15 protein-coding genes are annotated in these 16,738 nt (G+C 41.4%); 8 read left to right on the top strand and 7 right to left on the bottom strand.

Annotated features, from left to right (window positions below; translation table 11 throughout):
• The first annotated feature begins 53 nt into the window (after positions 1-53).
• The 4 genes from ftsY (at position 54) to ACSX1H_RS12805 (ending at position 4,813) form a co-directional block, all read left to right on the top strand.
• The gene (ftsY, locus tag ACSX1H_RS12820; protein ID WP_439184470.1) at positions 54-1,004 is read left to right on the top strand and encodes a signal recognition particle-docking protein FtsY; all 951 of its coding nucleotides are present in this window, start codon (positions 54-56) and stop codon (positions 1,002-1,004) included.
• Positions 1,005-1,086: 82 nt separating this feature from the next.
• A complete protein-coding gene (rimO, locus tag ACSX1H_RS12815) occupies positions 1,087-2,400 on the top strand; it encodes a 30S ribosomal protein S12 methylthiotransferase RimO (protein WP_439184467.1) in 1,314 nt (437 codons plus the stop codon).
• Positions 2,401-2,637: 237 nt separating this feature from the next.
• Positions 2,638-3,054, top strand: a complete 417-nt coding sequence (locus ACSX1H_RS12810; protein ID WP_439184466.1) for a PAS domain S-box protein — start codon at positions 2,638-2,640, stop codon at positions 3,052-3,054.
• Between the two features lie 259 nt (positions 3,055-3,313).
• Positions 3,314-4,813: a methyl-accepting chemotaxis protein gene (locus ACSX1H_RS12805; RefSeq protein ID WP_439184464.1), complete on the top strand. Its 1,500-nt coding sequence runs from the start codon at positions 3,314-3,316 to the stop codon at positions 4,811-4,813.
• A gap of 65 nt (positions 4,814-4,878) precedes the next feature.
• Here the strand turns inward: ACSX1H_RS12805 and ACSX1H_RS12800 are convergent, their stop codons facing one another.
• The 4 genes from ACSX1H_RS12800 to gldB form a co-directional block, all read right to left on the bottom strand.
• Positions 4,879-5,643, bottom strand: coding sequence for a hypothetical protein (locus ACSX1H_RS12800; protein WP_439184462.1), 765 nt, complete (start codon positions 5,641-5,643; stop codon positions 4,879-4,881).
• Positions 5,644-5,858: 215 nt separating this feature from the next.
• On the bottom strand, positions 5,859-6,395 hold the full coding sequence (locus ACSX1H_RS12795; protein ID WP_439184460.1) for a 5-formyltetrahydrofolate cyclo-ligase: 537 nt from the start codon (positions 6,393-6,395) through the stop codon (positions 5,859-5,861).
• Positions 6,385-7,179 (bottom strand): nitrilase-related carbon-nitrogen hydrolase, encoded by a 795-nt coding sequence (locus ACSX1H_RS12790; RefSeq protein ID WP_439184458.1) that lies wholly within the window; start codon positions 7,177-7,179, stop codon positions 6,385-6,387. The genes ACSX1H_RS12795 and ACSX1H_RS12790 overlap by 11 nt, the downstream gene beginning before the upstream one ends.
• A gap of 11 nt (positions 7,180-7,190) precedes the next feature.
• Entirely contained in the window at positions 7,191-8,195 is a 1,005-nt protein-coding gene (gene gldB / locus ACSX1H_RS12785; protein WP_439184457.1) for a gliding motility lipoprotein GldB, read from the bottom strand.
• A 132-nt stretch (positions 8,196-8,327) separates the two neighbouring features.
• Here gldB and ACSX1H_RS12780 point away from each other — a divergent pair, with 132 nt between their 5' ends.
• From ACSX1H_RS12780 to ACSX1H_RS12770, 3 genes are all read left to right on the top strand, one after another.
• Positions 8,328-8,969, top strand: a complete 642-nt coding sequence (locus ACSX1H_RS12780) for a porin family protein (RefSeq protein ID WP_439184456.1) — start codon at positions 8,328-8,330, stop codon at positions 8,967-8,969.
• Between the two features lie 51 nt (positions 8,970-9,020).
• The gene (locus ACSX1H_RS12775; protein ID WP_439184454.1) at positions 9,021-10,670 is read left to right on the top strand and encodes an NAD+ synthase; all 1,650 of its coding nucleotides are present in this window, start codon (positions 9,021-9,023) and stop codon (positions 10,668-10,670) included.
• A gap of 97 nt (positions 10,671-10,767) precedes the next feature.
• Positions 10,768-11,475, top strand: a complete 708-nt coding sequence (locus tag ACSX1H_RS12770) for a Crp/Fnr family transcriptional regulator (protein WP_439184452.1) — start codon at positions 10,768-10,770, stop codon at positions 11,473-11,475.
• An 81-nt stretch (positions 11,476-11,556) separates the two neighbouring features.
• Here the strand turns inward: ACSX1H_RS12770 and fdxA are convergent, their stop codons facing one another.
• The 3 genes from fdxA to ACSX1H_RS12755 form a co-directional block, all read right to left on the bottom strand.
• Complete coding sequence (gene fdxA / locus ACSX1H_RS12765; RefSeq protein WP_439184450.1) at positions 11,557-11,724, bottom strand: 4Fe-4S ferredoxin; 168 nt, start codon at positions 11,722-11,724, stop codon at positions 11,557-11,559.
• A 176-nt stretch (positions 11,725-11,900) separates the two neighbouring features.
• Positions 11,901-13,085 (bottom strand): M20 metallopeptidase family protein, encoded by a 1,185-nt coding sequence (locus ACSX1H_RS12760; protein WP_439184448.1) that lies wholly within the window; start codon positions 13,083-13,085, stop codon positions 11,901-11,903.
• 124 nt (positions 13,086-13,209) lie between these two features.
• Positions 13,210-15,528: a family 20 glycosylhydrolase gene (locus ACSX1H_RS12755; protein ID WP_439184446.1), complete on the bottom strand. Its 2,319-nt coding sequence runs from the start codon at positions 15,526-15,528 to the stop codon at positions 13,210-13,212.
• A gap of 208 nt (positions 15,529-15,736) precedes the next feature.
• Between ACSX1H_RS12755 and ACSX1H_RS12750 the strand changes: the two genes are divergently transcribed.
• Complete coding sequence (locus tag ACSX1H_RS12750; protein ID WP_439184445.1) at positions 15,737-16,648, top strand: cation diffusion facilitator family transporter; 912 nt, start codon at positions 15,737-15,739, stop codon at positions 16,646-16,648.
• Positions 16,649-16,738 lie beyond the last annotated feature (90 nt).

Below are 16,738 nucleotides of genomic sequence, written 5' to 3'. Positions count from 1 at the left end.
CCTGATTACTTACTAACTATTTTATATCTTTAGGCCTTTAAAATTTGAAATTCATGGGGTTATTCGGAAGCTTTACAAAAGCGAAGAAAGAAAGTCTGGATAAAGGACTGGCCAAAACAAAAGAGAGCGTATTAAAGAAGCTGACTCGTGCTGTTGTTGGTAAAACAAAAGTGGACGATGATGTGCTGGATGAATTGGAGGAAGTATTAATTACTTCGGATGTAGGAGTCGATACTACTCTAAAAATTATTGGGCGAATAGAGGAACGTGTTGCAAAAGATAAATTCCTGAGCACTTCAGAGCTGAACTCCATTCTTCGCGAAGAAATTGCTCAATTATTAGCCGAGAACAAAAGTGGCGACATTAGTGAGTTTGAACTGCCTAAAAGCGATCATCCTTATGTGATTATGGTGGTTGGAGTGAACGGTGTTGGCAAAACAACAACAATAGGAAAGCTGGCTAACAAGTTTAAGCAGGCAGGTAAAAAAGTAGTTTTAGGTGCTGCAGATACCTTTCGTGCGGCAGCAATTGATCAGTTGGTAATTTGGGCCGAGCGTGTCGATGTGCCAATTGTAAAGCAAAGCATGGGCTCCGATCCCGCTTCGGTGGCTTTTGATACACTGGAATCGGCTAAGCGGCAGGGAGCAGATGTTGTTATCATCGATACAGCCGGTCGCTTGCATAATAAAGTTAACCTGATGAACGAGCTCACAAAGGTGAAACGCGTGATGCAGAAGATTGTATCTGATGCTCCCAACGAAGTGCTGTTGGTCTTGGACGGTTCTACCGGTCAAAACGCCTTTGAGCAGGCGAAGGAGTTTACCAGGGCAACTGAAGTATCAGCCTTAGCCATTACTAAATTGGATGGTACGGCCAAAGGAGGTGTGGTAATTGGAGTGTCCGATCAATTTAGTGTACCTGTTAAATACATTGGAATTGGGGAAGGAATTGATGATTTGCAGGTCTTTAATCGCGACGAGTTTGTCGATTCATTATTCAAATAGAAAATTATATTTGTTGAAAGCTGTTTGAGAGGACAGCTTTTTTTGAGGATAATTTAAATATTCAAGTACTTAAATTTATAGTATGGCAGTGCCCAAAGGAAAGAAGGTAGATGTTGTAACCCTTGGTTGTTCGAAAAATCTGGTGGATAGCGAATTTTTGATTCGTCAGTTTAAAGCCAATGGGATTGAGGTAGCACATGATGCAGAAACGCCCGAAGGCGAAGTGGCAATCATCAATACCTGTGGTTTTATTGCTGATGCCAAAGAGGAGTCAATAGATACCATATTGGAGTTTGTAGAAGCCAAAAAAAGAGGGGATATTAAGCAGTTGTATGTGATGGGCTGTTTGTCAGAGAGGTATCCAGGCCAGCTAAAAAAAGAACTGCCTGAAGTGGATAAGTTTTATGGTAAGTTCGATTGGAAGGATATTGTGAGTGAAATCGGAGCTACATATCGAAGAGATTTAATGAATGAACGCTCCCTTACAACACCAGCGCATTATGCCTATCTAAAAATTTCAGAAGGATGTAACCGTACTTGTAGCTATTGCGCAATTCCAATTATTACTGGAAAGCATGTGAGTCGTCCTATTGACGATTTACTTGATGAAGCAAAACGACTCAGAGATACAGGAGTAAAGGAATTACAGGTAATTGCTCAGGATTTATCGTTTTATGGATATGATCTTTATAAATCCTATAAGTTGCCTCATCTGGTGGATGAATTAGCTAAAATTGATGGTCTTGAATGGATTCGACTGCATTATGCTTATCCGGCAGGTTTTCCGCTCGACGTACTAAAGGTGATGCACGATAACCCAAAGGTGTGTAATTACCTCGATATTGCCCTGCAGCACATCAGTGATAATATGTTGGAATTGATGCGACGAGGCGTGCGGAAAAATCAAACTTACCGACTGATTGAAGAAATGCGCAAGCAAGTGCCAGATATTCATTTACGCACAACATTTATTACTGGCCATCCCGGCGAAACAGAGCAGGATTTTGCCGAAATGGAGCAGTTTGTTAAAGATGTTCGTTTCGAGCGTCTCGGGGTCTTTCCGTACTCGCATGAGGATGATACCTATGCCCAAAAGAAATACAAGGATGATGTTCCGGATGAAGTGAAGCAGGAACGGGCAGACCGAATTATGGAAATTCAAAATGGTATTGCCAAAGAACAAAACCAGCAAAAAGTTGGAACGCGTTTAAAAGTGATAATCGATCGGGAAGAGGGGGACTACTTTATTGGGCGGACTGAATATGATTCGCCTGAAGTCGATCAGGAAGTGCTTCTTCATAAAGACGAGAACAGCGTTTTGCAGGCAGGTGAGTTTTATAATGTGTTGATTACTGATGCAGAAGACTACGACCTGTTTGGTGTTGCACAGGAGTAAACCATGCAATTAGGATATGTTCAGCCAGTTAAGTTTAAACTTAACTGGCTTTTTTTTACTCACAACTGGCTTGGGGGAATATTATTGAATATATATGTCTAATTATAATTTAAAAAGATTAAACAAAATGCTTTGATAGCTGTTCTTGTGTCTGTACTTTTGCACCTTGCAGGTGACCGGGTTTAGTCACTGCATTGGCAAAGTGTTCATAATTATTAACTGTTTAATTTATATTTCATGGGGAGAATTAATGTTTTAACCACTAAAAAGATTAAGGAAGCAATTGAAGCACAGCCTAACCTGGCGCAGGCTATTATCGATGCAGAAACAGAGTTAGGTATTTGTGTCACCGATGAAAAGGGGGATTATGTGTATGTAAATGAGCGTTACAATCAAATTTATGGCTATGAGGCTGGCGAGCTTCAAGGAACTAGTTTTATGCGTGTTGTGCCGCCGGAAAATCACGATAAATTAAAAACGGCGCACGATATGTTTATTAAAAACGAATATGAGATTGTGCGTTATTGGGAGGTCGTTAAAAAAGGAGGAGTGCGCATTCAGGTACAGGCTGCTGCTGCATTCTTCAATAACATTTTTAATGCCAATGGTAAAGGGCGTAAGGTAACCTTTGTGTATTACAACGAAGAGGCCTAATATGACCAATGTCGATCAGTGTCAATGATTACTTTTGGTAGGTCGGTATTAATTAATCCTAAAACTTAATCTATAAATACATAGTATTAATTTAATAAGCTTTAATAGCACCTAGAATTAGTTTTATTAGCTTCTTTTTGTTAATAATTGTTACCAAGGAGTAGTTGTGTATCGCCCAGTGCAACTTATATAGCTGTATAGCGTAACACCTGCCTAATTTGGTCTGTTAAGGCTGTTCGTTAGATTAATAAAATGTTTTATGAAGTTAAGTTTTAGACGTCGACTGTTCCTTTTGGTGGGTATTTCTGTTGGAGTATTAATGGTTATGATGGTAATTAGTATCAATAGCTTGATGCGTTTGAGTGCTGATTTTCAGACCATGAAAAATACACAAATTACTGGAAATGTGGCAGTACTAAAGATTACGGCTGATATGAATTATATCAGCCGTTTGTCGCGTAATATGATGCTGGGAAGCGATTATAACAGTGACTATCAGAAACTATTGAGCCGAATTAAACAGATTGAGGAAGGTTTTGCTAAACTTGAAATGTCTTTGGCAGGTAAGGCTGAACAAAACCTATTTGCAAATGCTAAAAAAGCAGCATTAGACTTTGTTTACGGGGCAAAGGACATTGCTGCCGGGCTGGAGGCTGTTTCGCCTTCGGAGAGGTATGCCTACTATACTGAATATACCAACAAAACAACTCCGCTGGCTAACGCTTCCCGTAAGTATTTCAATCAGCTGAGTCAACTTAAAGAAGAAAGTTTTGAGGCCGGGATAACTGCTTATGGCAATCGGATATCAGCTATGGAGCGCACACTATTCATTGTTTCGTTGGTGGCCGGTACTTTTTTAATTCTCTTTGGCATATTCTTTTCGCGCTCCATACTTCGCTCTTTGGGCGTCGATCCACAACAATTAACCATTATTGCCCGCATGATTTCCGAAGGAGATGTGAGACAGCAGCATACAGAAAAGGTCGTTGCCAATAGTGTTCATGAGTCCATATTAATAATGCGCAAGCGCCTGCGTGGAGTCATTCAAAAGGTAGTTGAGGCAGCTGCTAGTGTGCATATCGACAGTCAGAATGTTAATGGCTCTTCACAGGCCTTGAATGAGGGAGCTAGCGAGCAGGCCGCCGCTGCCGAGGAAATTTCTTCGGCCATTGAAGAAATGTTGGCCAATATTCAGCAAAATACCGAAAATGCCAAGCTTGTTGAGTCAGCCACAAAAGAAGTTGAGCAAGGTATTTATGAGGTTAAGAAGACGACTCTTAAAACGAATGATGCCAATAGGCTGATTGTTGATAAAATAGGGGTCATTAATAATATTGCGATGCAAACAAATATTTTGGCGCTTAATGCCTCTGTAGAGGCGGCACGAGCAGGTGAGCATGGGAGAGGTTTTGCTGTTGTGGCTGGGGAAGTACGTAAGCTGGCTGAAATAAGCAGGTTATCGGCCGATGAAATCACTCAACTGTGTATTAACAGTGTGGAGCAAGCTGAGCAGGCAGTTGAACAAATTGAGATTATTTTACCAGGTGTAAGCAAAGCAACCAATATGGCCGTGGAGATCGCGGCCGCCAGCAGCGAACAAATGCATGGAGCTAACCAGGTTAGTTCAGCGATTACTCAGCTGAATGCTGTAGCACAGCAGAATGCGGCATCCAGTGAGGAGCTGGCTTCCCATGCAACGAATCTGGCTACACAGTCTGACGAGTTGAATAAAATGGTGGCTCAGTTTGAGATCGAATAATTTTTTATTCACTATTCTGAATAAGTTTGAAGGTGGCTGTATAGGGCCACCTTCTTTATGCAGCATTAGTTGACTGGCTGTTCTTCTGCCATTGGTAAATTAAAGTTCAGGTACTTGAAGCACACTTTGTCTAAATATCCCGCAGCTTCTGGCTGTCGAGCAATTCCCTCCACTAATTTGCCATTGACCATTGCTTTGGATACATCAATGAGTTGGTTGCTATGCATATTGGCATTGTAGGGCAGGATCAATGGCTCAATTGCTTTATCTAAAAGTTCCAGCAGTTCTGGTTGCCGGGCTATTCCTTCAATTAGTCCACTAAGAGCAGATCCACGCGCAACGCCTTCAGTCTGATCATCCTGCATTTGATCAGGGTCGAAAGGTCCAATAAAACGCTCCGCCACCTCTTCTAAAAATGGTGCCATTTCTGGTTGCCGGGCCACAGATGCTATATAGTTTTTAATGACAATGCCCCGCTGGATAACGGTTTCTTTCGAAAGTGGCTGTAATTCAGTATAGTCACTGTATAATAATTCAGATATCTGAATGAGTTCCTCTGCTGCTTCTGGTTGCCTGACAATATTAATCATCAAATAACTGATTTGCTCCATTTTTAGCGCATTAATATCAATAGAGTCGGTTTCATTCATTAGAGCAATCAGGTGGGAGATGGAGTCTAATAGAGCAGCGTGTTGGCTGATCGTTATTTGCAGACTATCCTCCAGGCTTCTGACATCATCCTTTAAATCCGATATTTCTTCCTTTTGGCAACTGATGCTACAGAATCCGAATAAGGCCATAAAAAGCACGGCAGACATTAAGTTTTTCATAAGTTTAGTTTGGTACTAGTTGGAAAATGAATTATGTCTTAAATATAAGAATATTATGTACTTATTAAGGCTGGTAAATGCGATTTTTGTCACTTCTTTTAATTATTGCGTGCAATCAGTTTGCTTTTATTTATAGAGATATGATAAAATAATGAAAGTATTTTTATTCAACGTTATAATGTGAAAATATTATTTATAGTAAAGTTGTATTTATGTTATGGACAAATAACCCAATCCATCTTGATGTCATGATCCTCAACAGGTACTTGTTCCACCATCTGAAATTCAAAGGCCAACCCTATCTTTTGGGCATTGGGCAAGCGGTTTAAAATTCGGTCGTAATAGCCAGCTCCCCGCCCCATGCGGTTGTTAGCCGTATCAAAAGCCACACCGGGAACGATAACCAGTTCAATGTCGGCTTCATTGTCGATGGCTGGCCCGGCAGGCTCGGGAATGCCATACTTATCGCCTTTAACCAATGAGTCTTCGCCCTGGTAGCGGACAATTTTCAGGTCATCTCCGTTAATTACCGGCAGATAAATTGCTTTTTTCTGGTACCATTTATCAATTAAGGTACGAGTAGGAACTTCGTCATCCATGGCCCAATATAAAAGGATGGAATTGGCATTTTTAAAGCTTGAGGCAGCCTCCAGTTTGTTTTGTATCAGCTGACCTTGCAGACTGCGTTCGGCAGCCGTAAAGGTGTTTTTTAGTTGCCGTATTTGTCGGCGTAACTCTTTTTTAATAATCATAAGGGTCTAAGTTTCCGTACACATCGCTGCGCCTGTCATCAAAAACATGGTTCAGCTTTGTTATAAATTTATCACTGGTAATACTTAAATCAACATCCGCTTGTATAAGCTGGCTTTGGTCAGGTGCACCCATAACAATTATGTCACCATTGGGATTGGCTATGAGTGAGCGGCCCGAAAAAGTAAGCTCTTTCTCTGTTCCAATGCGGTTAGCAGTGGCCACATAACATCTGTTGACTAAAGCATAGGAGGGAACCACATTCTGACAATAGGGCAATACGAGGTTAGATGGGTGCGCAATCAGTTGGGCGCCCTGCATAGCCAGTTTGCGCCATGCTTCAGGAAACATCCAGTCAAAACAGATTAGGACGCCAATCTTTCCCCATTCGGTTTCAAAAACAGGCAAGCCTTTGTCGCCGGGTGTAAATATTTTTTTCTCATTGAGAAATAAATGCAGTTTTCGATACAGGCCAATAACTCCTTGCGGACTTACCAATACGGCGCTATTATAGAGCTTGTTGCCATCCCGTTCGCAAAATCCGCTAACGAACAAGGCATTTTTTTCTTTTGCCAGTGCTGATAAGGCATCGATAAACCGGCTGTCGTCAATTGTTTCGGAGGCAGCAAAAGCAGCTTCACGGCTATCAAAGTTATAGCCTGAGTTCGCCAGTTCGGGCAGTACAAAAAGATCGCTTTCGGTGTTTTGCACCAAGCTACTGATGGTTTCAATAGTAGCTTCGTAATTCCCCAGTTGCGGAGCCATTTGAACCAGGCTTATTTTCATTTTATCTAATTTTATGGGCGGTATCTTGATTGCCTTAGAATCTCATGTCCGTCCTGATTGTTTAGTAATTCCGCGAGGCTCATTTCAGGATGGCTATCCATGTAAGCCTCAACTATCTGATAGCCGGTGTAAACGGCCGCTTTCCCGGGCGAGTCCTGGCCAAAATAGTACGTAAAGGGGCTGTCACCAACGTATTTTTGGATAACCATTCGCTCGGTGTTGTACAGGTGTTTTTGTTCGACCATGATGGCCCATATGTCTGCTTCGTGCCTTTCGCACCATTCCATTTGCTGGTCTGAGTAATCAAATAAGAGGGTGTCCTGAATATCAGGGATCATTTTCTTAACAAAATATTGTACTTTGCCCTGAGCAATCATCTGACTTACTACATCTTCGTTTTTCATTTCCAGCGAGAAATTACCAATTACCATGGCTTTCATAACATCAGGTACTATTTTTTCGGGTACCATCTTTCGTCTCAGGTATTTTGGAATAGCCAGCCACTCGTAAAACTGACAATCGGCGCCTAAATATTTTTCAACACTAATGGATATCCAGGATGAATCCATGGCGATGGATTGATTAAAATAGGAGGTGTGCAGGTATATTTCAGGAATAGAGGCATTGGGAAAATAGTACTTGTAATGACGAAATGCTTGGGTTAACTCAGCAGTTAACGCCTCAGGATTACCAAACTGTTTTTTACACGCTTCATACACATCGCGGTTGTCTTCATAGTTCAAAAAGCTGCTTACGAAGTCGGCGTAGTCCGGATGGTCAGGACTACCAATTTTAATGATTTGCTGACTGTAAGCGTCAAGGTAGGTGCCATAGGTATTTGAGAGTGCTTTCAGATCCGCTTCAAGATTCGTTTCATTCACTTCAAACAAATCGACAAAAAACAGCGATGGTTGCACCGTTACATCAATGTGACTTACATCAGGACCTTTCGTTGTCAGCTGACAGGCTGTTACTATTAGGCTTACTGCACTTATAAAAAACAGGATTTTCTTCATAGTTGATATACCGTTTATGCTGTAAAAATACGAAAGCTTCTAAAATATGTAGTTCGAGATAAAAAAAAGTGGATGAAAACCATGTTTTAACTATGTTTGTAGTGAATTTTTCAACCTAAATATCAACACAAGATGAAACATACACCCTTATTGATTTTATTCGGCATACTATTAGCAACAAGCCTTGAAGCACAGAATAATAAACGCACCCGACTTTCTTTTGTAATGAGTCCACAAGTTTCATGGTTGGGGTCTGACAACGCTTCGGTAGATGGAAATGGTAACCTGTTCGGGTATAATTTTGGGGTGGTTATGGATCGATTTTTTGATACCAATTATGCCTTTTCAACAGGTTTAACCGTTAATACAACAGGAGGGAAGTTAACATATCCTGATGGTACGATGGTTGAGATAGGTGGTGAAAGTACAGCCTTACAGGATGTGACTTACCGCTTAAAGTACATCGAAGTGCCATTTGCTCTTAAATTGATAACCAATGAATTCCGCCGTTCTCGCTATTATGGCCAGTTTGGTTTGTATACGCAATACAACATCAAAACCAACGATGGCAATGGCAAGTCGATGAATAAAGAAGTTAACTTTTTTGATATGGGTTATCAATTGGGCGGTGGCATGGAATATTCGTTGGGTGGCAGTACTTATCTGATGCTGGGATTGATATATAATGGCGGTTTTATGGATGTAACAGATAATGCCGTTGACGATAAAGCAACCCTTAACCGCATTACCTTTCAATTTGGTATCATATTTTAACAGGGTGACTAATAGATTAATAATACTACACGAAGAAACACAGATATAGCAATGAAGGTTGTATTGGCGCAATTAAATTATCACATTGGCAATTTTGAGCTCAATGCTGATAAAATGAAAAAGAGTATCGAACAGGCGAAGCTTGATGGAGCAGATTTAGTGGTTTTTTCCGAATTGGCAGTGTGTGGCTATCCACCCTACGATCTGTTGGAGCGTAAAGAGTTTATTCAACGATGCATCAACACAATTGAACTAATAGCCAAGGAGTGCTCAGGAATTGCGGCTATTGTTGGTGGACCCGAAATAAATCCTGAGCCACAGGGGAAAAACCTTTTTAATGCGGCTTATTTTCTGAATGAAGGTAGGGTAGAGCAAGTTGTGCGCAAGACCTTACTGCCCAATTACGATGTGTTTGACGAATATCGCTATTTTCAACCCAATAGCCAGTTTGAACTGATTCACCTCAAAGGGAAAAAGATTGCTTTGACCATCTGTGAGGATATATGGGATGATCAGCCGGTGGCCAATGCTTTTGCCAGAGATAAATTATACACTTTGTCGCCAATGGATGAGCTGATGCAGCAAAAGCCCGATTTTGCGGTTAATATTGCGGCTTCTCCCTTTTCCTATACTCAGGTTGACATACGTCGTGATATTGTTCGAAATAAAGCGCTTCAATACAAAATACCGTTTCTATACGTGAACCAGGTAGGCGCCAATACTGAGCTGATATTTGATGGTAACAGCATGGTGGTTAACAGCCAGGGGGCCATTACACATCATGCCAAAGCCTTTGAAGAGGATACACTGCTGATTGATTTGGAAACACTGCAAGAAGCTCCTCAACTGGCGGCCAAACCAACGCAGCCAATCCAGCTGATTTATGATGCTTTGGTGGCTGGCGTGCGCGATTATTTCGCTAAAATGGGCTTCAGTAAGGCCACGCTTGGCCTTTCGGGTGGCATTGACTCGGCCGTAACCGTGGCCATTGCTGCTGATGCATTGGGAAAAGACAACGTACGGGTATTGTTGTTGCCTTCTCAGTACTCATCCGACCACTCCATAAAAGATGCCGTTGATTTGGCCAATAATCTGGGCATTGAGTACAACATTGTTCCCATTAAAGAAATATTTAACAGTTGTAATTTTTTAATGAGTCCTATTTTTGCAGAAAAAGAGGCGGATGTGACCGAAGAAAATATTCAGGCGCGCATTAGAGGAACATTACTGATGGCACTTTCTAATAAGTTTGGACATATTTTGTTGAACACATCCAATAAGAGTGAGGCCGCAGTGGGTTATGGTACTTTATATGGCGACATGAACGGCGGTCTGTCTGTTTTAGGTGATGTGTATAAAACGGATGTGTTTAAACTGGCCCGCTATATTAATCGCGACCAGGAAATTATACCTGAAAACACCATTGTTAAACCCCCATCGGCAGAGCTGCGCCCCGATCAGAAAGATTCAGATTCATTGCCCGATTACGAAGTGCTCGATGCGATTTTATTCCGCTACATCGAAAAGAACCAATCACCTGCTGAAATTATTGAAGAGGGCTTTGAGGAAGCAATCGTTAATAAGGCAGTGAGGCTGGTAAATATGAATGAGTATAAACGTTTTCAGACTGCGCCAACCTTGCGGGTTTCTTCTAAAGCTTTCGGTAGTGGACGAAGGATGCCATTGGTAGCCAGATATTAACAGAAAGCAGCATGGATTTAAAGGAATAAACCTTAGTTAAGTCAGCTTTTTTTATAAATTTGTATGTTATATAACATAGTTTTATAACACCCTTGCAATGCCTGTAAAAAAGAAAAATAATCTTTCGGAGTTCTCCATTAAAGATATACCAAAGCTTTATAACATCCTTACTGAAGAGGAGAAGGAGTATCTGTTGGACAACCATACGATCATCCATTACAAGAAAAATGATATTATTTACCAGGAAGGTGAAAAGCCTACTGGCCTATTATGTTTGGGTAAAGGGAAAGTGAAAATTTTTAAAGAAGGGGTGAGCCGGCGCGATCAAATCATCAGGATGGCAACGGCTCCTGATTTTATTGGTTATAGAGCTTTGTTTGCTGAGGAAATGCACATCGCCAGTTCAGAGGTGATTGAACCCAGTACTATTTTTCATGTGCCTAAAAAAGTGATCTATAATTTAATGAAGACGAATCCGGCACTTTCCATGGCCTTTATTAAGTCCTTTGCCAGTGAGCTGGGCTTTGCCAGGTACCGGACTGTCACATTAACGCAAAAGCACATTAGAGGCCGTTTGGCAGAGAGTTTATGTGTGCTGAAAGATATTTATGGTTTTGAAGACGATGAGCAAACACTGGCTGTTTACCTTTCGCGCGAAGATTTGGCCAATTTTTCGAATATGACCACTTCAAATGCTATTCGTACGTTAAGTTCATTTGTAAACGAAAAAGTATTAGCCGTTAATGGGCGGGTGATTAAAATACTGGATTCAGAAACGCTACACCGTATATCCAGATTAGGATAGAAGAACTGATTTTTATATAGTCGTATATACCAAAAAAGCCCCATTAAATGGGGCTTAGTTATTTTTTCGCTTCTGCATAGCTTATGCTGGGTGAATCGCCTCAGTAGGGCAAACATCAGCACATGTACCACAATCAGTACAAGCATCAGCATCAATTTTATAGATATCTCCTTCCGAGATAGCTTCTACTGGACATTCGTCAACACAAGTACCACAAGCGATGCAGTCTTCATTAATTACGTAAGCCATTTTATTGTCTTTATTGGTTATTATTACAGAAGCAAAATTATCCGCTTTTTTAATTAAAAAAAAGATTTCCTCTGGAAAGTCTATTATTTTTAACGGATATAAATAAGGCTTAAAGGTCTTTTATTATTCAATGGGCTGTATCTTAGGTTTATTAGAGCTGTTTAGACAGTTTCTATTTAATCTTTTGCCATGAACCTGAAGGCCATATAGGCCATCAAACCGGCCGCCGTTTCCAATGATTCTTCGTTCAAATTAAACTGGGGGGTGTGTAAACTTCCTGTTTCACCCTTGTTTTGTGCTACACCAAAGCGGTAAAAGGTACAGGGATATCTTTGCGAATAGTAACCAAAATCTTCAGCCGTCATGCGGATATCCATCAAGTTGGTCGCTTCATTGCCCAAAAAGTCTTTTGAGAAGGCAATAGCTTGTTCGGTAATCTCCTCATCATTTCGTACCATGGGATAGCCATCTTTAATATCGATTTCGCAATGCGCTCCCATCGACTGGGCGATTCCTCCTGCAACATCACGAATTTTGTTTTTAATAATGCTTCGCCATTCCTCATCCATTGTTCGCAATGTGCCGGCTATCTCAACGGTTTCAGGAATGATGTTTGTTGCTCCGTTAGCAATGACCTTTCCAAATGAAAGCACCGTTGGGATTTGCGCTGGAACAATTCTGCTGACCACCTGCTGTAATGCCACAATAATGTGTGAAGCAATAAGAACATTGTCCGTTAGGGCGTGTGGCATGGCTGCGTGGCCACCTTTGCCTTTAATTGTAATGTACACCTCGTCTCCAGAAGCCATGTACATGCCACTTTTAAAACCTACATGTCCTGTTGGCATATCGGGCAGCACATGCTGACCTAAAATGATTTCCGGTTCATAGCCTTCAAAACAACCTTGTTCCATCATTAACTTAGCACCACCAGGAAACACTTCTTCGGCAGGTTGAAAAATAAGCAGAATAGTTCCTTCCCATTCGGCCTTTAACTCGTTTAGCACCATGGCGGCGCCTAATAATGCGGCTGTGTGGGCATCGTGTCCGCAGGCATGCATCACCCCTTCATTCCTTGAAGTAAATTCAAGCTCATTTTCTTCTGCGATAGGCAGAGCATCCATGTCCGCCCGCAGTGCGATGGTTCTCTTTTCAGGGTTTTGCCCTTTGAGGTAGCCAATAATGCCGGTTTTAACAAAGCCGGTTTTGAAAGGGATATCAAGCTGTTTGAGCTGTTCCTGAATAAATAAGGAGGTTTGCTCTTCCTCAAAAGAAAGTTCGGGGTGTTGATGGATATGCCTTCTGATGTCAACAATTTGTTGATAGTATTGCTTTGTCAGCGCCTTAATTCGAGCTTGCATTTCGTATGGTTTTTTGTAAATAGTAATGGCGAATGTTTGTTAATTTTTTAAACTTTCGTTACAAAGATAACACAACTCACGCGAAGACACCAATCGAGCCTTAACAATCGGCATGTCGCCCGGCTCAGAAATAAAAGTCGCTTGGTTTTAGAGGGTGACTGGTATTATCCGGCAACTTAATATTCAGATCGAATGCACAGTAACCGGTTGTCTGAAAATAATAAATGGTAACCGGATAGAGGCCCTCTCGCAAGGCGATGGCTCCTTTTTCAGTTTTACTGCCATGAATGCCGTCATTGTTAACAACCAGCTCTTTACCAACATACAAGGCACTTCCGTCATCTGAGGTCAGTTCAAACTCATAGATGCCCTTTTGCTCTGATTTAAAATAACCGGTGGCAATGATGCCAAAGCTTTCCGAACAAATAGAATCGGGGATAAAATTATCCAGTATAATGCGTTGCTGGTCTTTGCTGGTATTCTTAATTTCTTTGACCATTTTAAAGCGCCCCTTGTAGACAGAACAACTTAGTCCAGGGCTTAATTTTTTTCTGGCAACTGGTTTTTGAAACTGTAGCTGATTCAGGCTAAAAATTTCTGTTTTACTCTGTTCACCTGTGTGAGTGTTCACCGTAATGGCTTTTATGGTGCCTGATGCATTTACCGGTATTGGTGTGCTGTATAGCTGCGAATGAAGGTCGGGCTCCGACCCATCTAAAGTATACCGGATACTGTATTTATCTGCAATGTGCTTAAAACTTAATGTTGTGGGATGAGTAAAGTTTAATTGCTCCTTATTGGGGATAGGCTTTGGTACTTCGTAAAAATAGTTGACTCCTTTGGCACTGAGGCGCTCCAGGTGGTTTTCTAGTTTGCGCCTGAATTCAGGCCAGTCTTTTTGGCCATCATTGCCCCATGCAATTTCTGAGAACGCACACAACCTTGGGTAAAGCATAAATTCAAACTTATCGGTAGTTGGCATGTATTCGGTCCAGCAATTGGCTTGCAGGCCAATTATGCTTTCTTTTTCGGCCTTGTTCAGGCTTGGGCCAAGAGGTTTATAATGGTACACATCCTTGAGGGGAGTGTAGCCTCCAATGGCCAGCGGGTGATTTTGTGGTGATGCCTGATAGTGATCAAAATAGAGAAAGTTATTGGGAGATTTTATTATTTTATTGTTATTACCAACGGCTTGCTTAAAATTGACATCATCCTGCCATAGAATAATTAGGGCATCTTTAAGGGTGCTATCTTTCATTATTTCATTCCAGCCCACCATTTTTTTATCCAGTTTAGTTAGTGTTTGTTGGACCCGTTTAATGAAATAATGCTCCAGATCGTTTTCATTCTCAAACCCCTTAGACTTGATGCGTGCCTGGCAGTGTTTGCAATTACGCCATCTGGTTTTGGTACAAGCATCGCCGCCAATATGAATATATTGGCCTGGGAAAAGATCAGCTATTTCAGTTAAAATATCGTCAATCATCGCAAATGTTGATTCCTTGCCCGGACACATCACATCGTCGAAAACACCCCAGCGCGTAGCTACTTCATAAGGTCCGCCAGTGCAGCCAAGTTGAGGGTAGGCGGCCAAAGCGGCCAGTGAGTGGCCAGGCAGCTCTATTTCTGGCACTATTTCAATGTGGTGTTCTCGGGCAAAATTTACAATGTCCCTGATTTCATCTTGAGTGTAAAAGCCCGAGTAGGGTGAATCATCGTATTTGAATGGTGGGTTCGCACCATGTCCAATTAGTGTTTTGGAACGATGAGAACCTATACTGGTCAGTTTAGGGTACTTCTTAATTTCAACCCGCCAGCCCTGATCATCAGTCAGGTGCCAGTGTAAAACGTTGATTTTATAAAGGGCGAGTAGTTCAATTTGCTTTTTGATGAACTCAACAGGGAAGTAATGTCGCGCCACATCAATATTAAGGCCTCGGTATTCAAAGTCGGGATAATCACTGAGGCTCACACATGGAATTTCCCAATGTGATTGATTTTGTGAATTGGCTTCAAAGGCAGGGGGCAATAATTGCTTAAAGGTCTGGAGGGCATAAAATAGGCCCTTGCTGCTTTGGGCATTCACCTGAATATGGGTAGGTGCAACCATCAGCTCATAAGCTTCATCATGTGCACTTTCCATCGGATGAACCTGAAAAAGAATGTAATTGGTATCGGGAGCGTCGTCCGTCAGGGTGAGTGTCATTCCACTGTGCTGCTGCAGGTAGGCATTAAACTGGGCAATGGTTTGTAAAACATTTTTATCAAGCCCTTTGTAAACTAACAGTGTTTTAGGCCCAAGTTGAAACGTTTCTTCATGGTAACTTACTGATTTTGGTTGGGGTATTATATTTAACAGGTGATGGGAGGTGTCAGATGTGCGCTGGCAGCTGTATTGTGTCAGCAATAGCGCACAAAGGAGTATTGAAAGGATGTTGTTCATAGTAAAAGGATTTGTGCTTGCTAAGATGTGAATAAAAGTTTAAATAAATAAACAAAACGAAAATATTTGAGTTTATTTCAAAAGCAATAAAAAGGGGCTCGAAAGGTATAAAATGGCTAAGCATCATGTTTAATAACTAATTGGGTCCTCTTTGTAAATGCTCTATTATCTAATGAAATTTATTAACTTTGTTTGTAATTACGTTAATATGGAACAACACCATCATCATCACGATTTAAAAGGAAGAAGCCTGCTATTGACAATCGGCTTAAACATGGCCATCACAATTGTGCAGGTAGCCGGCGCGTTTTTTACGAAAAGCTTGTCGCTATTGACCGATGCCTTGCACAATTTCTCTGATGTAATGGCACTGGTGATAAGCTACATTGCCAATAAACTGTCAAAGCGTGATTACTCTGCACAGAAATCCTACGGCTATAAACGGGCCGAAATTTTAGCCGCCTTTTTAAATGCGGCCACTTTACTGGTAATATCCGGTATTCTGATTTATGAAGCCATTGAACGCTTTTTAGCTGGCAGCACCACAGCTATTGACGGACAGATGGTGGCCTGGCTGGCCGGGTTTAGCATTGTTGCGAATGGACTAAGCGTACTATTGGTAAAGCGACATGCGGCTGATAATATGAATATGCGCTCAGCTTATCTGCATCTTTTTTCCGATATGCTGTCGTCGGTGGCCGTTTTAGCGGGTGGTTTGCTGATGCACTTTTATCAAATTCATTGGATCGATTCATTGCTCTCAGTATTCATTGCTCTTTATCTGATAGTGGCCAGCTGGAAGCTTCTGATAAAAACTTTAGGCGTTTTAATGCAGTTCACACCACCAAGCATCGATATCGAAAAACTGTCGCAGGAAATAGCCAAAATAGAGGGCATAGAAAACATTCATCATGTGCATATCTGGCAGCTTAATGATACCGAGTTACACCTCGAAGCCCATTTGGATTTAACTGAAAACAGGTCGGTTATGAGTGCGAATGAGCTAATGAAAAAAGCCAATGCGCTTATTGCGGAACAATTTGGTATCCACCATTGCACATTTCAGGCCGAATACCGTGTTGGCGACGATAAAAGTCTGGTAGTTAATGAAAGTCGGTAATAGGCGTATTAATGCCTTGTTAAAAAAGAACGTTATGGCACCGTAAGAATATAATTATTTATAGATTTGTGTTGCTTTAGTAAAGGAAAT

Source organism: Carboxylicivirga taeanensis (assembly GCF_051851475.1).
In the GTDB taxonomy this organism is placed as follows: domain Bacteria; phylum Bacteroidota; class Bacteroidia; order Bacteroidales; family Marinilabiliaceae; genus Carboxylicivirga; species Carboxylicivirga taeanensis.
This window is presented reverse-complemented; position numbering and strand designations above follow the sequence as displayed.